This is a genomic window from Kocuria turfanensis, assembly GCF_001580365.1.
GTDB lineage: Bacteria > Actinomycetota > Actinomycetes > Actinomycetales > Micrococcaceae > Kocuria > Kocuria turfanensis.
In genome coordinates this window covers 496,930-513,796 of record NZ_CP014480.1, presented here as the reverse complement: position 1 = coordinate 513,796, position 16,867 = coordinate 496,930, and the positions used below count along the sequence as shown (strand labels likewise).

Below are 16,867 nucleotides of genomic sequence, written 5' to 3'. Positions count from 1 at the left end.
TCAGGGCTGTTCCGACGTCCGGTACGCGCTCAGCGCCGAGTTCACCCAGAGTTCCACCTGAGCCGCCACGTCGTCGGGGCCGGCCACGGCCAGCTGCCCGCCGTAGCGGGTGACCAGCGCGCACACCGCCTCGACCGTCTGGAAGCCGATGAGCGCGGCCTCGTGGTCGGCGGCGGCACCGGTGCGGGGCCCGCCGGGCAGCCGCACCACCGCGGTGCGGGTCGCGTGGTACTGGTCCGCGATCCACCGGCTGCGGCGGTCGGTGACGAGCACGACCTCCACGGTGTCCGGGGTGCCGGGGGCCGGCGGGGACGCCGCGGCGGCCTCCTGGGCGGCCGGGCGCTCCCCGGCCGGTCCGGCGTCCTCGACGGAGGAGATCCGGTCGAGCCGGAAGTTGCGCATCCCCTCGGAGGTCAGGCACCACGCGCGCACGTACCAGTGCGTGTTGGAGGAGAAGACCTGCACGGGGTCGACCACCCGCTCGGTGAGCTCGTCCCGGGACGGGACCACGTAGCGGATCCGGATCCGGCGCCGCTCCTCCACGGCCCGGCGCACGGTGGCCATGACGTCCGCCAGCGCCGGGGCGGGGGTGTCCGTGATGGGGCGGGCGCCCACCGCGTTGGCCAGGACCCCGGCGTCCCCCGCGGCGCCGGCGACCTTGGCGATCGCCGAGGCCACGGCCTCGGAGTCCCCGCCGGGCACCGTGCGCAGGGTCTGCAGGCCCACCAGCAGCGCAGAGGCCTCCGGCTGGGTGAGCCGCACGGGGTCGGAGAGCTCGTCCGCGTTGGAGAGGTAGACGTGCCCGTCGTCCCAGGACGCGTCGATCAGCTGGTCGGGCATGTGCCCGGGCTTGCCGCACACGAACAGCGTGTTCAGGTCGGCGATCAGCTCCTGGTCGGTGATCCCGAAGCGGCGGGCGGTCTCCTCGAGCTCGGCGCCCTGGTGGGCGTAGACCCACCGGACGATCTCCAGCAGCCGGGAGAGGTGGTCGGCCGTGGAGAGCTTGTTGCGGGTGCCCTTGCGGGACTTCACGGTCCAGTCGACCGGCACGCCGCGGAACGCGGCCACGGCCGCGGCGGCGCTGCCGAGCCGGCGCACCACGGCGGCCCGGACCTCGGCCTGCATGGTGGGCGCCGTGCCGTCCCCGTCCTCCGGCACCACGACGCCGGGCCCGGCCGCGGCGATCTCCTCGGCGAGGATCTCGGTCTCCGCGAAGGGAATGTGTAGCCGGTCCCACTCCCCGGCGGCCGCGGCCGGCTGCTGCCGGGAGGCCATCCGGCGCAGCATCAGGGCGTGGCCGGGGCGGGCGAGGACGGCCACGGTGCGCGCCGGGGCGTGGGAGACCATGTGGGACAGCGCCTCGTTCATGGAGAAGCCCTCGGGCGGGTCGAACTCCTTGCGGGTCACCGTGACGTCGGACATGATCCGGGAGAGCCGGAACGTGCGGGAGTCCTTGCGGTCCAGGTCCCAGCCGACCACGTACCAGTTGCCGTAGCGGGAGCCGATCCCCCACGGCCGCAGCCGGCGGGTGGTGAGCTGGTCGGTGCTGCGGGCCAGGTAGTCGAAGCGGACCTCGCGGTGGCGCACGACCGCCGAGAGCAGCGGCTCGAAGGACGGCTCGTGGGCGGTGAGGGTGGGCTGGAGCAGCGGCGGGGCGTCGTCGTCGGGCAGTCCCCCGATGGCCGGCTCGAGCTTGCGCAGGGCCCGGCGGGCCAGCTCGCCGAGGGAGGCGTCCGTCCACGCGTTCGCCGCCAGGGCGAGCACCGCCGACTCCTCCGCGGTGAACTGCAGCGGCGGCAGGGTGAAGGACCCGCGCGGGATCCGGTACCGGTGCCCGTGCGTGTCGTCCGGGAAGAGGGGGTCCTCGGAGACCTCCTCGATGGGGTAGCCGAGATCGCGCAGCTCCGCCTTGTCGCGCTCGAACATCCGCTCGAAGGCCTCGTCCGAGGCGGACTCCGCGTACGACGGAACGGCCTCCCGCAGCTCGGCGCGGGTGTAGCCGCGCTCGCGGGAGACCAGGGCGATGAGCAGGTTGAGAAGCCGCTCCGTCGATCGGGCTGCCATCCGCTGGGTCCTCAGCGCACGTCCAGGAGGTCCACCACGAAGATGAGGGCCTCGTCGGGGCCGATCACTCCGCCCGCGCCGCGGGAGCCGTAGGCCATGGCGGAGGGGATCTCCAGGCGGCGGCGGCCGCCGACCTTCATGCCCAGCAGGCCCTGGTCCCAGCCCTGGATGACCTGGCCGATGCCCACGGTGAAGTCCAGGGGCTGGCCGCGGTTCCAGGAGGCGTCGAACTCCTCGCCGGCGGAGAACGTCACGCCGACGTAGTGGCAGGAGATCTGCTTGCCGGCGGTGGCCTCGGCGCCTGTGCCCTCGACGAGGTCGGTGACGACGAGCTCGGTCGGGGCCTCCCCCTCGGGGAAGTCGATCTCGGGCTTGGTGCGGTCGAGCTTGCGCTCTCCGAAGGACATGGGGTGCTCCTGGTTCGTCGGATCGTCGGCGGGGGTGGCCGCCGGGGACGGTGGGGCCGCGGGCCCCGGTGGGGGCCGCGCCCCCACCGGGCCACCATAGCCGACCGGGACTACTCCTCGGTCGCCGAGGGCGACGCGCTGGGCGCGGCGGAGGGCTCCGCCTCGGCCGGGGCCTCGGGGGTGTCGACGGCCGCCAGGATGTCGACGACGAAGAGCAGGTCCCCGGCGGGGTACTCGGAGTCCTCGCCGAGGTCCTTCTCCGTGCCGTAGGCCTGCTCGACCGGCACGGACAGGATCACGCGGGAGCCGGCCTTCTTGCCCGCCAGGCCCTCCTGCCAGCCCTCGATGACGTTGTCCAGGGGGAAGGAGGCGGGGGCGCCCTTCTCGTAGGAGGAGTCGAAGGTCTCGCCGTCGGACCACTTCACCCCCACGTAGTTCGCGATCACGGTGTCGCCCTCGGCGACCTCCTCGCCGTCGCCCTCGACGAGGTACTCGGAGACGAGCTTCTCCGGGGCGTCGCCCTCCGGCTCGGCCACGGTGGGCACGCCCTCGTCGTTCTCGGTGACCTCGGGCAGCCCCTTCGGGCTGTCCTGCGGCTCGCCCTCGATCTCGGTGGGGATCTTGCGCACGACCTCGTAGACCTCCACGGAGGTCGAGTCGTCGCCGGCGGCGCCGGAGGTCTCCGGGGAGGAGTAGGCGATGATCGCGCCCTCCTTGGCGCCCACCAGGGCGTCGTACATCTCCGGGATGGACTCCTGCAGCCCCTGCTCCAGGGTGAGCACCTGGCCGGCGCCCTGGGAGTAGGTCTCGCCGATCGAGGTGCCGTCCGAGCCCTTGAACAGCGCCGCCTGCAGCAGGATGGTGTCGCCCTCGGCGATCTCCGCGCCCTCCCCCTCGCGCAGCTCCTTCGCCCCGGCCTCCTCGGCGTTGAGCGGGGTCTCGAACGTCACCGAAGGGGCGGTGCCCGAGGCCGGGTCGTTGCTGAGCTCGACGGAGTCGACACCGGGCCCCGAGCAGCCCGCGAGGGCGAGCATCAGGGACAGGGCGGCAACGGAGGTGGTCAGGGTCTTTCGCACAGGTGTCTTCCTCGGGGGTCGGGCCGGGTGGGGTCGGCGGAGTCGGGCGGCAGGGCCGGGACCGCGCCCAGCCTAGTGCAGGGCGCTGGATGTTGACTGGACAGCGCGCTCCGGCGGCCGGGCGCGGCCCGGTGCCGGGCCGCCGGTCGCGGCCCGTTCAGACGACGGGGGCGTCCCCGTGGGCGGGTCCGTCCCCGCCGGTGGCCGCCGCGCGCAGGCCGGCCACCAGGGCGTCGGCCTCGGGGTGCTCGGTGGCGAAGGGGTCCTTGCACAGCACGGTGCGCTGGGTGCGGTCGTTGACCTTCAGGTGCACCCAGTCGACCGTGTACTGGTGCCCGGAGGCGACCACCGCGTCGATGAACCGGCCGCGGACGGCGGCCCGGGTGGCGGGCGGGGTGCGCGCCGCCTCCTCGACCCGTTCGCCGGGGACGAAGGTCGCCGCCTGTCCGCGCCGCTGCAGCAGGTTGAACAGCCCGCGCTCCGGGGCGGTGTCGTGGTAGGCGAGGTCCAGCTGGGCCAGGCGCGGGGCGGAGAGGTCGAGGCCGTCGCGGGCGGCGTAGCCGTCGAGCAGCTTCTTCTTGATGGCCCAGTCGATCTCGGTGTCGATGGCCGAGGTGTCCTGCCGGGCCACGGCGTCCAGGGTGCGCTCCCACAGCTCCAGCACCCACGGCACCCGGTCGTGGTGGGCGCCCTCCCGGTCGACGAACGCCCGCACGGCCTCCAGGTGCTCCCGCTGCAGGTCCAGGGCGGAGCGCCGGGCGCCGTCGGCGAGCAGGACCGGGTGGGTGCCGGTGAGGTCGTGGGAGACCTCCCGCAGGGACCGCACCGGGTCGGCCATGGTCCGGTCCGGCAGGATCTGCCCGGCCTCGATCATCCGCAGCATCAGGTCGGTGGTCCCCGCCCGCAGGGCCGTGGTGGTCTGGGACATGGTGGAGTCCCCCACGATCACGTGCAGCCGGCGGTAGTGCTCGGCGTCGGCGTGCGGCTCGTCCCGGGTGTTGATCAGCGGCCGGGAGCGGGTGGTGGCCGAGGAGGAGCCCTCCCAGATGTGGTCCGCGCGCTGGGAGAAGGAGTAGCTGGGGGTCCCGGAGCCCACCGGCACGGCCCCGAAGTCCTCCGGGCCGGCGGGGTGCACCTTGCCGGCGCCCACGAGCAGCTGGCGGGTGACGAGGAACGGGATGAGGATCTGCACCAGGCGGGCGAACTCGGTGCGCCGGGCGATGAGGTAGTTCTCGTGGGAGCCGAAGGAGTTGCCGCGGGAGTCGACGTTGTTCTTGAACAGGTAGATCTGCCCGGGCACCCCGTCCGCCGCCAGGGCGTCCTGGGCCTGCCGCCGCAGGTCGTCGACGAGCAGCTCACCGGCCTTGTCCTGGGCCACGAGGTCCTCCAGGCTCGCGCACTCGGCGGTCGCGTACTCGGGGTGGGAGCCGACGTCCAGGTAGAGCCGGCCCCCGTTGGGCAGGAACACGTTCGAGGACCGGCCCCAGGCCACCACGGGGCGGAAGAGCGTGCGGGCGGCCTCCTCGGGGCTGAGCTGCCGCGCCCCGGGGGCGCTGTGGGCGATGCCGAACTCGGTCTCGATGCCGTAGATCCTGCGGTCCATGGGGGCTACTGGCCGCCCTTCTGGACGAAGCCCTTCACGAACTCCTCGGCGTTGGACTCGAGCACGCCGTCGATCTCGGCCAGCAGGTCGTCGGCGCTGCCGGTGCTGGTCCGTGCCTGTGCCTGGGCGGCGGAGGGGGCGGGGGCGCCGGGCTCGGGGAGCTCGGTCTCCTCGCGGCGCTGGGCGCCGGTGCCGAAGATGCGTTCCTGGGCCATGAGGGGTCCTCCTGTGCGGTGGGTGGGTGTGCTCAGCCGAGGGAGCCGGTGTGCACGAGGGCGGGGCGGGCGCCGGCGAGGGCGCGCACGAGGTGTTCGGCGTCGGGGGCGGACCCGACGAGGGGGCCGACGTCGTCGCGGGTGAGGTCCAGCGGCTCGGGCATCGCGATCCGCGCGCCGCGGCGGACTCCCGGCAGCGCGACGGAGACCGAGTCCCAGTTGGCGGTGAGCACGTCGTCGGGGAACCGGGAGACCAGGTGGCCCCGGAACCAGGCGCGGGTGTCGGCGGGCGGCGTCCCGGCCGCCCGCTCGATCTCCTCGGCGTCGAAGAGCGTGCGCATCCGCCCGCCCGCGACCAGCCGGTGGTAGAGCCCCTTCTCGGGGCGCACGTCGGCGTACTGCAGGTCGACGAGCGTCAGGCGGGGGTCGTCCCAGGCGAGCCCGTCGCGCTCGCGGTAGCCCCGCAGCAGCGCGTACTTGGCGACCCAGTCCAGCCGGTCGGCCAGGGACAGCGGGTCGGTCTCGAGGGCGTCGAGGACCTCCCCCCACAGCTCGAGGACCTCCCGGGTCTGCGGGTCAGGGCCGCCACCGGCCTCCTCGTGGGCGCGGGCGGCCTCGAGGTAGAGCCGCTGCAGCTGGATTCCGGTGAGCTCCCGGCCGTCCCGGAGCGGGACGGTGGTGCGCAGCGACGGGTCGTGGCTGATCGCCTGCAGGGCGGCCACGGGGTCGGCAAGACCGAGGTCCGGGGCGGCGCCGGCCTCGACCAGGCCCAGGACCAGGGAGGTGGTGCCGAACTTGAGCAGCCCGGCGGTGTGGGACAGGTTGGCGTCGCCGATGATGACGTGCAGGCGGCGGTGCCGGCCGCGCTCGGCGTGGGGCTCGTCCCGGGTGTTGACGATGGGCCGGTGGACGGTGGTCTCCAGCCCGATCTCGCGCTCGAAGAAGTCGGCGCGCTGGCTGAGCTGGAAGCCCGGGCGCTGTCCGCGCGGGCCCAGGCCCACGCGGCCGGCGCCGCACATCACCTGGCGGGAGGCGAAGAAGGGCAGCAGGGCCGTGGCGAGCCGGTCGAAGGGCACGGTGCGGGGCACCAGGTAGTTCTCGTGGGCGCCGTAGGAGACGGACTTGTTGTCGGTGTTGTTCTTGTACAGGTTCACGACGTCGAGGCCGGTGCTCGCGGCGCTGGCGGCCACGGCCCGGACGGCGTCGAGGGCCACGCGGTCCCCGGCCGCGTCCCACAGGACGGCGTCCCGGGGAGTGGTGACCTCCGGGGAGGAGTACTCGGGGTGGGAGTGGTCCACGTAGAGGCGGGCGCCGTTGGGCAGGACGGTGTTCATCACGACCTGGGCCCAGTCCATGGACTCCGCCCACAGCCCGGACTCGCGCAGGGCCTCGGCGGCGACCTCCTCCGCGGTGAGCACGGGGGCGACGTCGGTGAGCTGGGTGGGGTCGGCCTGCTCGCGCGGGACGGTGAAGCCGCGGGCGTCCTCCAGGGGCGTCTCGCCGTGGTAGTCCCAGTCGGCGGCGCTGCGGGACGCGCCGAGGCGACGGCGCACCAGGGCGGCGTAGGTGGTGACCACCTGGGTCGAGAGCACGGTGGCGTTGGCGTGCGGGTTGCCGGTGGCGAGCACGCCGTACTCGGTCTCCGCGCCCATGACGCGGCGGACGGTCATGCGCCGGCCTCCCCCGGTGCTTCCCCCGGTCGCGCCGGCGGCGTGGCCGGGCCGGCGGGGTGGGGGTCGCGGTGCAGGACCACGCGCAGGTCGGTGATGGTGTCCCCGCGGCGCCCGGAGATCCGGGCCCAGTCCTCCGGGTTGGAGGTGTTGGGCAGGTCCTGCTGCTCGTGGAACTCCTCGTCCACCGCGCGGACCAGGTGTGCGCGGCCCAGGCCCCGCACCCCGGTGGTGAGCAGGTCCTTGATGGCCTGCTTCTTCGCCCGGTCCACCACGTTGCGGATCACGGCCCCGGAGGTGAAGTCGCTGAAGTAGAGGGTCTCCTCGGTGCCGTCGCGGTAGCTCAGGTGCAGGAACTGCGTGCCGGGGCTCTTCTCGTACATCCGGGCCACAGCGGCGTCCACGAGGGCCTCGACGGCGCCCGCGCGGGAGCCGGCGGCGTCGACCTCGGCCCGGCGCAGGGGCAGGTCCTCGGTGACGTAGAGCCGCAGGATCTCGGCGGCGCCCCGGGCGTCCGGGCGGTCGATGCGGATCTTGACGTCGAGCCGGCCGGGGCGGAGCACGGCGGGGTCGATCATGTCCTCGCGGTTGGTGGCGCCGATGACGATGACGTTGTCGAGCCGCTCCACGCCGTCGATCTCGGTCAGCAGCTGCGGGACGATGGTGGTCTCCACGTCCGAGGACAGCCCGGAGCCGCGGGTGCGGAACAGGGAGTCCATCTCGTCGAAGAACACGACCACGGGCACCCCGCGGGCGGCCTGCTCACGGGCGCGCAGGAAGATGGAGCGGATCTGGCGCTCGGTCTCCCCCACGTACTTGTCCAGCAGCTCCGGGCCCTTGATGTTCAGGAAGTAGCCCAGGGCCTTCTCACGGCCGGCGCGGTCGGCGGCGCGCTCGGCGAGGGAGCGGGCGACGGCCTTGGCGATGAGGGTCTTGCCGTTGCCGGGCGGCCCGTAGAGCAGGATGCCCTTGGGCGGGGTGAGGCCGTGCTCGCGGTAGAGCTCGGGGTGGACGAAGGGCAGCTCCACGGCGTCGCGGATCTGCTCGATCTGGGGGCCGAGGCCGCCGATGTCGTCGTAGGAGACGGCGGGGACCTCCTCGAGGACGAGCTGCTCGACGTCGGTGCGCTCGATGGGCTCGAGGGCGAAGCCGGTCCGGTGGTCGATGGACACCGCGTCGCCGATCTCCGGGCGCCGGCGGCGCAGCAGCCCGGAGAGCAGCAGGACCCGCTCCTCGTCGGAGCGGCCCACGGTGAGCACGCGGTCGTGGTCGACGATCTCCTTGACCGTGGCGACCTCCCCGGTCTGCTCGTAGTCCAGGACGGCGCCGACGGTGTAGTTCTGGTCGAGCAGCACCTGGCGCCCGGGCTCGCACGCGGCGAAGCTCACCAGGGGGCTCAGGGCCACCCGCATCCGCCGGCCGGCGACGAGGACGTCCAGGGTGCGCTCGGTGACCGCGGGCCCGCTGCCGGTCTGCTCGCCCACGGGGGCGTGCCCGGGGTTGACCTGCACCACGGTGCCCTGGCTCAGGGGCGGGACGAGGTCGTTCTCCAGGGCGCGCTTGAGCTGGGTGATCTCGGTGCGGGTGGCGTCGAGCAGGCGCACCAGCTTCTGGTTCTGCGTCCCGGCGGCGGCGAGCTGCTTGTCGAGGGCGCGCTTCTGGTCCCGGAGGATGTTGACCTGCCGCTCGGCGTTGGTCAGGGCGCGGCGGGTCTGCTCCGCGTCGACCGGGGCGGCCTGCTGCTGAGGGGGCTCGTTCACGGGCGGTCCTCCTGCTCCTCCCCGGGGACGGGGGCGGCCGCAGCCGCGCCGCCGGGTCCCGCGCTCGCCGGGTCCTGGGCGCCGGGGTCCGAGACGCCGGCACCCGCGGGTCCCGTGGCCCGGGCGGCGCGCTCGGCCAGGCCGAGGGCCTCCCGGCCGGCCCGGCGCAGCTTCTTGTCGGAGACGTCGCGCTCGCCCAGCGCCACGGGGGTCCAGGCGTCGAGGTCCTCCTGGCTGTACTCGGACTTCGAGGCCCGGCGCTTGGGCGCCAGCCGCTCCGAGCCGTCCGCGAGGCGGCGGGCGGAGAGCAGGAACCCGGTGTGGGCGACCATCCGGTGGTCCGGGCGCACGGCCAGGCCCTCGACGTGCCAGCCGCGCACCATGGTCTCGGAGGCGTCCGGCTCGGTGAAGCGCCCGTCCGCGCGCATCGCCTCGGCGGTCCGGGAGAGCTGGGTGACGGTGGCGACGTAGCACATGACCACGCCGCCGGGGGCCAGAGCCGTGGCCACGGCGTCGAGGCACTCCCAGGGGGCGAGCATGTCCAGGACCACGCGGTCCACGGACCCGGGCTGCTCGTACTGGCCGAGCTCCTGGGCCAGGTCGCCGATGGTGATCCGCCAGGCGGGGTGGGGCCCGCCGAACATGGTCTCGACGTTGCCGCGGGCGATGTCGGCGAACTCCGCGCGGCGCTCGAAGGAGTGCAGGTGCCCCTGGTCGCCCACCGCGCGCAGCAGCGAGATGGACAGCGCGCCGGAACCGACACCGGCCTCGACCACCCGGGCCCCGGGGAAGATGTCGGCCATGGTGACGATCTGCCCGGCGTCCTTGGGATAGACCACCGCCGCCCCGCGCGGCATGGACAGCACGAAGTCCTTCAGCAGCGGGCGCAGGGCCTGGTAGCGGAACCCGGCGGAGTTCTCCACCACGGTGCCCTCCGGCCGGCCGATGAGCTCGCCGTGGCTGAGCACGCCGCGGTGGGAGTGGAACTCGCCGTCGGCCGCGAGGGTGACCGTGTTCATCCGCCCGCGCTCGTCGGTGAGCTGCACGCGCTCCCCGGCCCGGAAGGGACCGCGCCGGTTGAGGGCGCCCCGCGGGGTGGCGGGCGTGGGGGCGGCGGTCTGGTCAGCGGTTCCGGTCATCGGCTCACTTTCACGGGATGGCGTTGCGGTGCGGGGTCCTGCGGCGGATGCGGCAGGACCGTGGTCCTCCCCCATTGTGTCACCGTGCCGTGCCGCCGTGGCGCGGGGCCGCCGCCGCGGGCGCCGGCGGGCTCAGCCGGCCAGCAGGCGCTCGAGCGCCGCGCTGCGCAGCACCCCCGCGGGTGTGCCGCCGGGGCCGGTGACCACGTAGCGGGGGTGGTCGGTGCGGGCCACCGCGCGCAGCAGCGCCTCCCCCTGCAGCTCCCCCGGCAGCACGGCCCCCTCGGGCAGCCGCTCCAGCACGGCGGCCAGGGGCGTGCCTGCGCGTCGGTCGTCGGGCACGGCGTCGGCGGCGGCGGGCACGAGCAGGCCCACGGGCCGCCCGCCCGTGTCCACGGCCACCACGTGCGGCACGGCGCCGTCCGGGGCGGGGTGCCGGGCGGCGAGGTGGGTGACGACCAGCTGGTCGGTGCGGGCCAGGGACGCGTCGTGGGGCACCGTGAGGGCGGGTTCGGCGAGGGCGGTGGCGCTGACCCCGTGCAGGCGGGAGAGGATCCGGGCGGAGCGCAGCGAGGCGCCGGCGCCCTGCCACATGAAGCCGGCGATCAGGACCACGAGCACGAGGGCGGGGGTCTGCCGCCACAGGCCCGTGGCCGCGGTGCCGGCCAGCAGGAGGACGGAGAGGGCGCGGCCGGCCCAGGCGGCCACCACGGTGCCGCGGTGCTCCCGGCCGGTGAGCGCCCAGACCACGGACTCGACCACGCGGCCGCCGTCGAGGGGCAGACCGGGCAGCACGTTGAACAGGCCCACGATGAGGTTGGCCCAGGTGGTGAGGTCGAGCAGCACCCAGCCGAGGGACGGGGCGGGGTCCGCGGTGCGCAGCAGCGCCCAGCCGGCCAGGCCGAGGGCGAGGTTGACGGCGGGCCCGGCCAGGGAGACGACCGCGGAGGCCAGCGGGGTGGTGCGCACGTCGCCGAAGTGGGTGTGCCCGCCGAGGAGGCTGAGCACGATCCGCCCGGTGGGCCAGCCGAAGGCCCGGCCCGTCCAGGCGTGGGCCAGTTCGTGCAGCAGCACGGACACGGCGAGGGTGAGGGCGAAGCCGAGGGAGGCGGCGTAGTTGAGCGCGCCCAGCTCGGGATAGGCCCGCAGCAGCACGGGGGTGTAGAGGAGCACCGTGACGGCGGCGATCACGAACCAGGACCAGGACAGGGTGACGGGCACGCCGCCGATCCGGCCCAGGGGCACACCGGCGGCGCGTTCGCCGCTCACGCGCGGACCCCGGCGACGAGCCGTCCGAGGTCCTCGGGCGTGACGCCGGCGAGCGTGGGCAGCACCGTGTCCGCCCCGGAGTCGTGGAGGGGGACCAGGTTGGGCACGCCCACGGTGTGGATCCCCGCAGCGGTCGCGGAGCGCACGCCCGTGCGGGAGTCCTCGACGGCGACCATTCCGCGGGGGTCCAGGGGCCGCCCGACGCGCTCGGCCAGGCGGGCGGCGCCGAGCAGGTAGGGGTCGGGGGCGGGTTTGGCGGGGTGGCCCTGGTCCCCGGTGACGACGACGTCGAAGACGCCGGGGCCGCCGTAGGCGTCGACGACGACCTCGGCGAGGGGCGCCTCGCTGCTGGTGACCAGGGCCAGCGGCACGCCGCGCTCGCGCAGGGCCGCGACGAGCTCCGGCGCCCCGTCCCGGTGGACGGTCCGCTGCCGGGTGCGGGCGACGACGCGCCCCAGCAGGTGCTCGACGATCTCCCGGACCGTGAGGGCCACCCCGGCGCGCTGGAAGACCGCCGCGGCGTCCTCCAGGCCGGTGCCGACCATGGCCAGGGCGTCCGCCTCGGTCCAGGTCCCGCCGTGGGCGCGGACCAGCGCGATCTCGGCCTCGATCCAGTACGGCTCGGTGTCCACCAGGGTGCCGTCCATGTCGAAGAGCACCGCGGTGGGCAGGGGCGCGTCGGGGCGCGGAGGAGGCGGGGTCGGCATGGCCTCCATCGTAGTTCCCGCAACACGGGGCCCGGGCCCGGCGGTCCTCTTGCCGTGGATGCGCCTGCGCGTAGGGTGGGAGCGTGAGCAATTTCGAGGAGACGTTCCCCCGACCCCAGGCCGGTCCGTTCGGCGTGGTCCGTGAGAGCGGCGACCAGGAGCGGGTGACCGTGCTGGTGGCCGCGTTCGAGGGGTGGAACGACGCCGGGGACGCGGCCACGGACGCCGTGCAGTTCCTGGCCGAGCACTACGGGGCGAAGGACGTCTTCGAGGTCACCTCGGACGACTTCTACGACTACCAGTTCTCCCGGCCGATCGTGCGCCGCGCGGCGACCGGCGAGGTGAAGATCGTGTGGCCGACGACCAAGCTGGCCACGGCCACGGTGCCCGGCACGAACCTGGACCTCGTCCTGCTGCACGGGTGGGAGCCGTCCTACCGGTGGCGCTCGTTCACCGCGGAGCTGCTCGAGCAGGCGACGCTGCTCGACGTCGACTTCGTCGTGATGGTCGGGGCGCTGCTGGCGGACGTGCCGCACACCCGGCCGATCCCGGTGACCAAGACCTCGGACACCGCGGAGCTGCAGGAGGAGCTGGGCGTGGACCCCTCCCAGTACGAGGGCCCCACCGGGATCGTGGGGGTCCTGTCCCACATGGCCTCCCTCGGCGGGTTCCCCACGGTGAGCCTGTGGGCGGCCGTGCCGCACTACGTCGCGCAGTCCCCGTCCCCGAAGGCGGAGCTGGCGCTGCTGCGGGAGATCGAGGAGCTGCTCAACATCACCCTGCCCCTGGACGTCATCGCCGAGGACGCCGAGGCGTGGGAGCGCGGGGTGAACGAGCTGGCCTCGGACGACCCCGAGATCGCCGCCTACGTCCAGCAGCTGGAGGAGGCGAAGGACACCACGGACCTGCCCGAGGCCACCGGGGACGCGATCGCCAAGGAGTTCGAGCGCTACCTGCGCCGACGCCGCGACGAGAAGTGAGTCCGGTCGGGGCGCAACCCGCCCCGACCGGACGCAGGACCCCCGTCACCCGGTCCCGGCCGCAGGGCGCCGGCCACCCGGTGCCGGCCCCCCGGCGCCGATGCCCCGGGCCCCCGCGATCAGGAGCCGGCCGACCCGCCCCGTGACCGGGGCCGCGGGAGGGCTCAGAGCACCACGCCCAGGCGGGCCTCCACGAGGTCCCGGACCAGGCCCGCGTCCGCGGCGGAGGGCTGCGCGGGGCCGGTGAGGGCGCGGGCGGCCCAGTCGTCCAGGGCCGCCAGGGCCGCGGGCGTGTCCAGGTCGTCGGCCAGGGCGGTGCGCACGGCCTCCAGCAGCGGGGCCGCGCTGCCCTCGGGCGCCGCGCCCAGGGCCCGGCGCCAGGTGTCCACCCGGGCTACCGCGCCGGCGAGCACGAGGTCGGTCCAGAACCAGTCCTCGGAGTAGCGGTGGGCGAGGATCGCGGTGCGGATCACCGCCGGGTCCACCCCCTGGGCCCGCAGCCGGGAGACGAGCACCAGGTTGCCGCGGGACTTCGACATCTTCTCCCCGTCGAGGCCGACCATGCCGGTGTGCAGGAAGTGCTCGGCCATCGGCCGGCCGGTCAGGGCCCAGCTGTGCCCGGCGCCCATCTCGTGGTGCGGGAAGACGAGGTCGGAGCCGCCGCCCTGGACGGTGAAGGGAGCGGGCAGGTGCTGGAGGGCGATGAGGGAGCACTCGATGTGCCAGCCCGGCCGGCCCGCCCCCAGGGACGCCCCGTCCCAGGCGGGCTCGCCCGGACGGTGCACGCGCCACAGCATGGGATCCAGCCGGTGGCGCTTGCCCGGGCGGTCCGGGTCCCCGCCGCGCTCGGCGAACAGCGCCAGCATCCGCTCCGGCGCCAGGTGGGAGACGTCGCCCAGGGCCCACCCGTCCTCGGCCGCCGGCGCGCCGGCGGCCTCCACGTCGAAGTAGACGTCGCCGTCGGGCTCCCCGCCGGTGCCGGGCACCCGGTAGGCCAGCCCGCGGGCGATCAGGTCCTCGACGGCGGGCACGATCCGGTCGACGACCTCCGTGGCGCCCACGTAGTGCTGGGGCGGGAGGACGTTCAGGGCGCTCATGTCGGTGCGGAACAGCTCGGTCTGCTCCGCGGCCAGCTCCCGCCAGTCCACGCCCGTGGCCTCGGCCCGCTCGAGCAGGGGGTCGTCCACGTCCGTGACGTTCTGGACGTAGTCCACCGGGGTGCCCGCGTCCAGCCACGCCCGGTGCAGCACGTCGAAGGCCACGTAGGTGGCGGCGTGACCCATGTGCGTGGCGTCGTACGGGGTGATCCCGCAGACGTAGAGGCTCGCCCGTTCCTGCCGGGGCAGCTCCGCCCGTCGCCGCAGCCGGGTGTCCTGCACCGCCGGCAGGGGGGCCTCACCGGGGAGGTCGGGGACGGGTCGGGCGGACCAGGCTTTCATGCTCACCTCGGAGGGATCGGGGTCGGGGTGGGGGCGGTCGCCGCGGCGCGGGACCCCTCCCAACCTACCGGACCCGCGGGGGCCGTCCCGTCCGCGCTCAGGCGCTGAGCACGCCCAGGCCCAGCAGGACGAAGATCGTCAGGCCCAGCGCGATCCGGTACCACACGAAGACGGTGTAGCTGCGGTTGGAGATGTAGTGCATGAACCAGCCGATGATCACGTAGGCGACGGCGAACGCGATGCCCGTGGCCAGGAGGGTCTCGGCCATGCCGTAGGGCCCGGACTGCGGCTCCCCCAGCGTCTGCGCCAGCTTGTACAGCCCCGATGCGAAGACCGCCGGGATGGCCAGCAGGAAGGCGTAGCGGGCGGCGGCCTCGCGCGTGTAGCCCATCAGCAGGCCGGCGGTGATCGTGCCGCCGGAGCGGGAGACGCCGGGGATCAGGGCGAGGGCCTGGGCGAACCCGAAGAGCACGCCGTGCTTGACGGTGAGGTCGTCGAGGTGCCGGGCCTGGCGGCCCACCCGGTCCGCCACGGCCAGGATCACGCCGAAGACCACCAGCATCGTGGCGGTGATCCACAGGGAGCGGAACTCCGTGTCGATGTAGTCCTCCAGCAGCAGCCCGAGCACGCCGATCGGCAGGGAACCCAGGATGATCAGCCAGCCCATCCGGGCGTCCGGGTCGGAGCGCTCCACCCGGCCCACCAGGGACAGGGCCCACTGCCTGAGGATCCGGGCGATGTCGCGCCAGAAGTAGATGATCACGGCGGTCTCGGTGCCCAGCTGCGTGATCGCCGTGAACGCCGCCCCCGGGTCCGCGCTGTTGGGCAGGAACTCCCCCACGATCCGCAGGTGCGCCGAGGAGGAGACCGGCAGGAACTCCGTCAGGCCCTGCACCAGGCCCAGAATGATGCTTTCGATCCAATTCACCCGGCCACCCTACGGCACCGGTGCCGTGGGCGGCGGCGGGACAGGCCCGGACGCCCAGAGGCACGGCCCCTCGGGCGGGGCCGTGCCTCTGGGCGGCGTGGAGCGGCGGGGGGGTGCCTCTATCGTTTTCGTCAAGCGGCCAGGGCCACCGGTGACGGGCTCTGAGGCTCGGTGGGGTCTTGGTAGAGGGTCCCGTCGCGCAGCATCGCGTACAGGACGTCGATCCGTCGGCGGGCCAGGGCGATGATCGCCTGGTTATGGCGTTTGCCCTGGGCGCGCTTGCGGTCGTAGTACGCCCGGGAGGGCGGGTGGTTGAGTGAGGCGAAGGCGGAGAGGAACAGCGCCCGTTTGAGTCTCTTGTTCCCGCCCTTGGCGGCGTGCTCGCCGCGGATCGAGGTTCCCGACCTTCGGGTAACCGGGGCGATTCCGGCGTAGGAGGCCAAGTGCCCGGCGTCTCGGAAGTCCTTGCCGACGACTTCGGTGAGGATCCTCGCGGCGGTCCTGACGCCGATGCCGGGCATCGAGGTCAGGACCGCGGAAAGAGGGTGGGCCTCCACGAGGGCCTCGACCTGGGTAGCCACCGTGGCGCGCTGATGGATCAGGCCGGCCAGCTGCCCGGCCAGGATCGGGATGACGGTGGCGGCGGCCTCGGTACCGGCCACGACCACGCTCTGCTGGCCCAGGGCGTCGAAGACCTCCTCGGTCAACGGCTCGGCCAGCCGCGGGGCGTGCTTCTTCAGCCTCGCCCTCACATGACCCCGTCCGGCCGTCTGCAGCTTCGCCGGGGTCGGGTAGCGGGTGAGCAGGTCGGCCACCGCCGGGTGGGTCACCCGCGGCCCGAGGACCCGTTCCAGGGCGGGGTGGATCTGGGTGAGCATCCCCCGCAGACGGTTCGAGGTGGCGGTGATCTGGGCGGCGAGGTCGTCGTCGAAGCCGGCCAGCACACCCAGCTCGGCGATCTGAGCCTCGTCCACCCGGATGTTCCGCAGGGTGTGCGGCATGGTCCGGGCGGCCTCGGCGATGATCAACGCGTCGCGGGCGTCCGTCTTCGCCGCACCCGGGTGCAGGTCCGCGATCCGGCGCATGGCCAGTCCCGGCAGGTATGCCACGGTGACAGACTCCATCGCCTGGGCCACCGCCACCGGCAGCGCCCCGATGGTGGCCGGCTGATCAACGACCATCAGCACCGGCCCGTGCTCGACGATCAGGGCCTCAAGAATCGCCCGCAGCCGAGCCTCGTCGTTGGGCAGAGCTTTGTCATAGACCGCCCTCCCCGTGCTCGTGACGGCCACGGCGTGATGGTCGGACTTGCCGACGTCGAGGCCGACGAACACCGCCGGGGATGGTTGCTCTGACATGGCCGGGTCCCTTCTCCTGCGATGGCATCTGCACGTGCTGGCCGGCCGGGAGGTGGTCACGCTCGGCATCCACGTTACAAAGGTCCTCCACAGGAGATCCCGCCTCTATCAGCGATCCGTGACCACCGGACCGGCCCTCGGTGACAACACCCCCCGGATCATGGATGACTGGGGGCAAACGATCATGCCGAGGACCGGCCGGCCAACACTCCTCATCATCACGGACCGAGGAGCTGGGAAGAAGGTAACGGG

14 protein-coding genes are annotated in these 16,867 nt (G+C 74.0%); 1 reads left to right on the top strand and 13 read right to left on the bottom strand.

Annotation, left to right across the window (positions count from 1 at the left end; all coding sequences use genetic code 11):
* The 10 genes from AYX06_RS02370 to AYX06_RS02325 all read right to left on the bottom strand — a co-directional run bounded on the left by AYX06_RS02370 (position 1) and on the right by AYX06_RS02325 (position 11,910).
* Entirely contained in the window at positions 1-2,064 is a 2,064-nt protein-coding gene (locus AYX06_RS02370; RefSeq protein WP_062734115.1) for a WYL domain-containing transcriptional regulator, read from the bottom strand.
* 11 nt (positions 2,065-2,075) lie between these two features.
* The gene (locus tag AYX06_RS02365) at positions 2,076-2,471 is read right to left on the bottom strand and encodes an FKBP-type peptidyl-prolyl cis-trans isomerase (protein WP_062734113.1); all 396 of its coding nucleotides are present in this window, start codon (positions 2,469-2,471) and stop codon (positions 2,076-2,078) included.
* 110 nt (positions 2,472-2,581) lie between these two features.
* Positions 2,582-3,547: an FKBP-type peptidyl-prolyl cis-trans isomerase gene (locus AYX06_RS02360; RefSeq protein ID WP_062734110.1), complete on the bottom strand. Its 966-nt coding sequence runs from the start codon at positions 3,545-3,547 to the stop codon at positions 2,582-2,584.
* A 157-nt stretch (positions 3,548-3,704) separates the two neighbouring features.
* Entirely contained in the window at positions 3,705-5,150 is a 1,446-nt protein-coding gene (gene pafA, locus AYX06_RS02355) for a Pup--protein ligase (protein WP_062734106.1), read from the bottom strand.
* A gap of 5 nt (positions 5,151-5,155) precedes the next feature.
* Positions 5,156-5,365 carry a ubiquitin-like protein Pup gene (locus tag AYX06_RS02350; protein WP_062734104.1) on the bottom strand — a complete coding sequence of 70 codons (210 nt, stop codon included), beginning with the start codon at positions 5,363-5,365 and terminating at the stop codon, positions 5,156-5,158.
* Between the two features lie 32 nt (positions 5,366-5,397).
* Positions 5,398-7,035 (bottom strand): depupylase/deamidase Dop, encoded by a 1,638-nt coding sequence (gene dop / locus AYX06_RS02345; protein ID WP_062734101.1) that lies wholly within the window; start codon positions 7,033-7,035, stop codon positions 5,398-5,400.
* Positions 7,032-8,795: a proteasome ATPase gene (gene arc / locus AYX06_RS02340; protein ID WP_062734098.1), complete on the bottom strand. Its 1,764-nt coding sequence runs from the start codon at positions 8,793-8,795 to the stop codon at positions 7,032-7,034. Before arc ends, dop begins: the two co-directional genes overlap by 4 nt.
* Positions 8,792-9,934: a tRNA (adenine-N1)-methyltransferase gene (locus AYX06_RS02335; RefSeq protein ID WP_062734088.1), complete on the bottom strand. Its 1,143-nt coding sequence runs from the start codon at positions 9,932-9,934 to the stop codon at positions 8,792-8,794. The genes arc and AYX06_RS02335 overlap by 4 nt, the downstream gene beginning before the upstream one ends.
* 132 nt (positions 9,935-10,066) lie before the next feature.
* Entirely contained in the window at positions 10,067-11,203 is a 1,137-nt protein-coding gene (locus tag AYX06_RS02330; protein ID WP_062734085.1) for a site-2 protease family protein, read from the bottom strand.
* Positions 11,200-11,910, bottom strand: a complete 711-nt coding sequence (locus AYX06_RS02325) for an HAD family hydrolase (RefSeq protein ID WP_062736832.1) — start codon at positions 11,908-11,910, stop codon at positions 11,200-11,202. Before AYX06_RS02325 ends, AYX06_RS02330 begins: the two co-directional genes overlap by 4 nt.
* 83 nt (positions 11,911-11,993) lie before the next feature.
* On the opposite strand from AYX06_RS02325, the gene AYX06_RS02320 reads away from it, so the two are divergent.
* A complete protein-coding gene (locus AYX06_RS02320; protein WP_062734083.1) occupies positions 11,994-12,890 on the top strand; it encodes a PAC2 family protein in 897 nt (298 codons plus the stop codon).
* Between the two features lie 164 nt (positions 12,891-13,054).
* Here the strand turns inward: AYX06_RS02320 and mshC are convergent, their stop codons facing one another.
* The 3 genes from mshC to AYX06_RS02305 all read right to left on the bottom strand — a co-directional run bounded on the left by mshC (position 13,055) and on the right by AYX06_RS02305 (position 16,615).
* Positions 13,055-14,329 (bottom strand): cysteine--1-D-myo-inosityl 2-amino-2-deoxy-alpha-D-glucopyranoside ligase, encoded by a 1,275-nt coding sequence (gene mshC / locus AYX06_RS02315; protein ID WP_062734081.1) that lies wholly within the window; start codon positions 14,327-14,329, stop codon positions 13,055-13,057.
* Between the two features lie 97 nt (positions 14,330-14,426).
* Entirely contained in the window at positions 14,427-15,257 is an 831-nt protein-coding gene (locus AYX06_RS02310) for an undecaprenyl-diphosphate phosphatase (protein ID WP_062734078.1), read from the bottom strand.
* Between the two features lie 131 nt (positions 15,258-15,388).
* The gene (locus AYX06_RS02305; protein ID WP_062734075.1) at positions 15,389-16,615 is read right to left on the bottom strand and encodes an IS110 family RNA-guided transposase; all 1,227 of its coding nucleotides are present in this window, start codon (positions 16,613-16,615) and stop codon (positions 15,389-15,391) included.
* Positions 16,616-16,867: the final 252 nt, after the last annotated feature.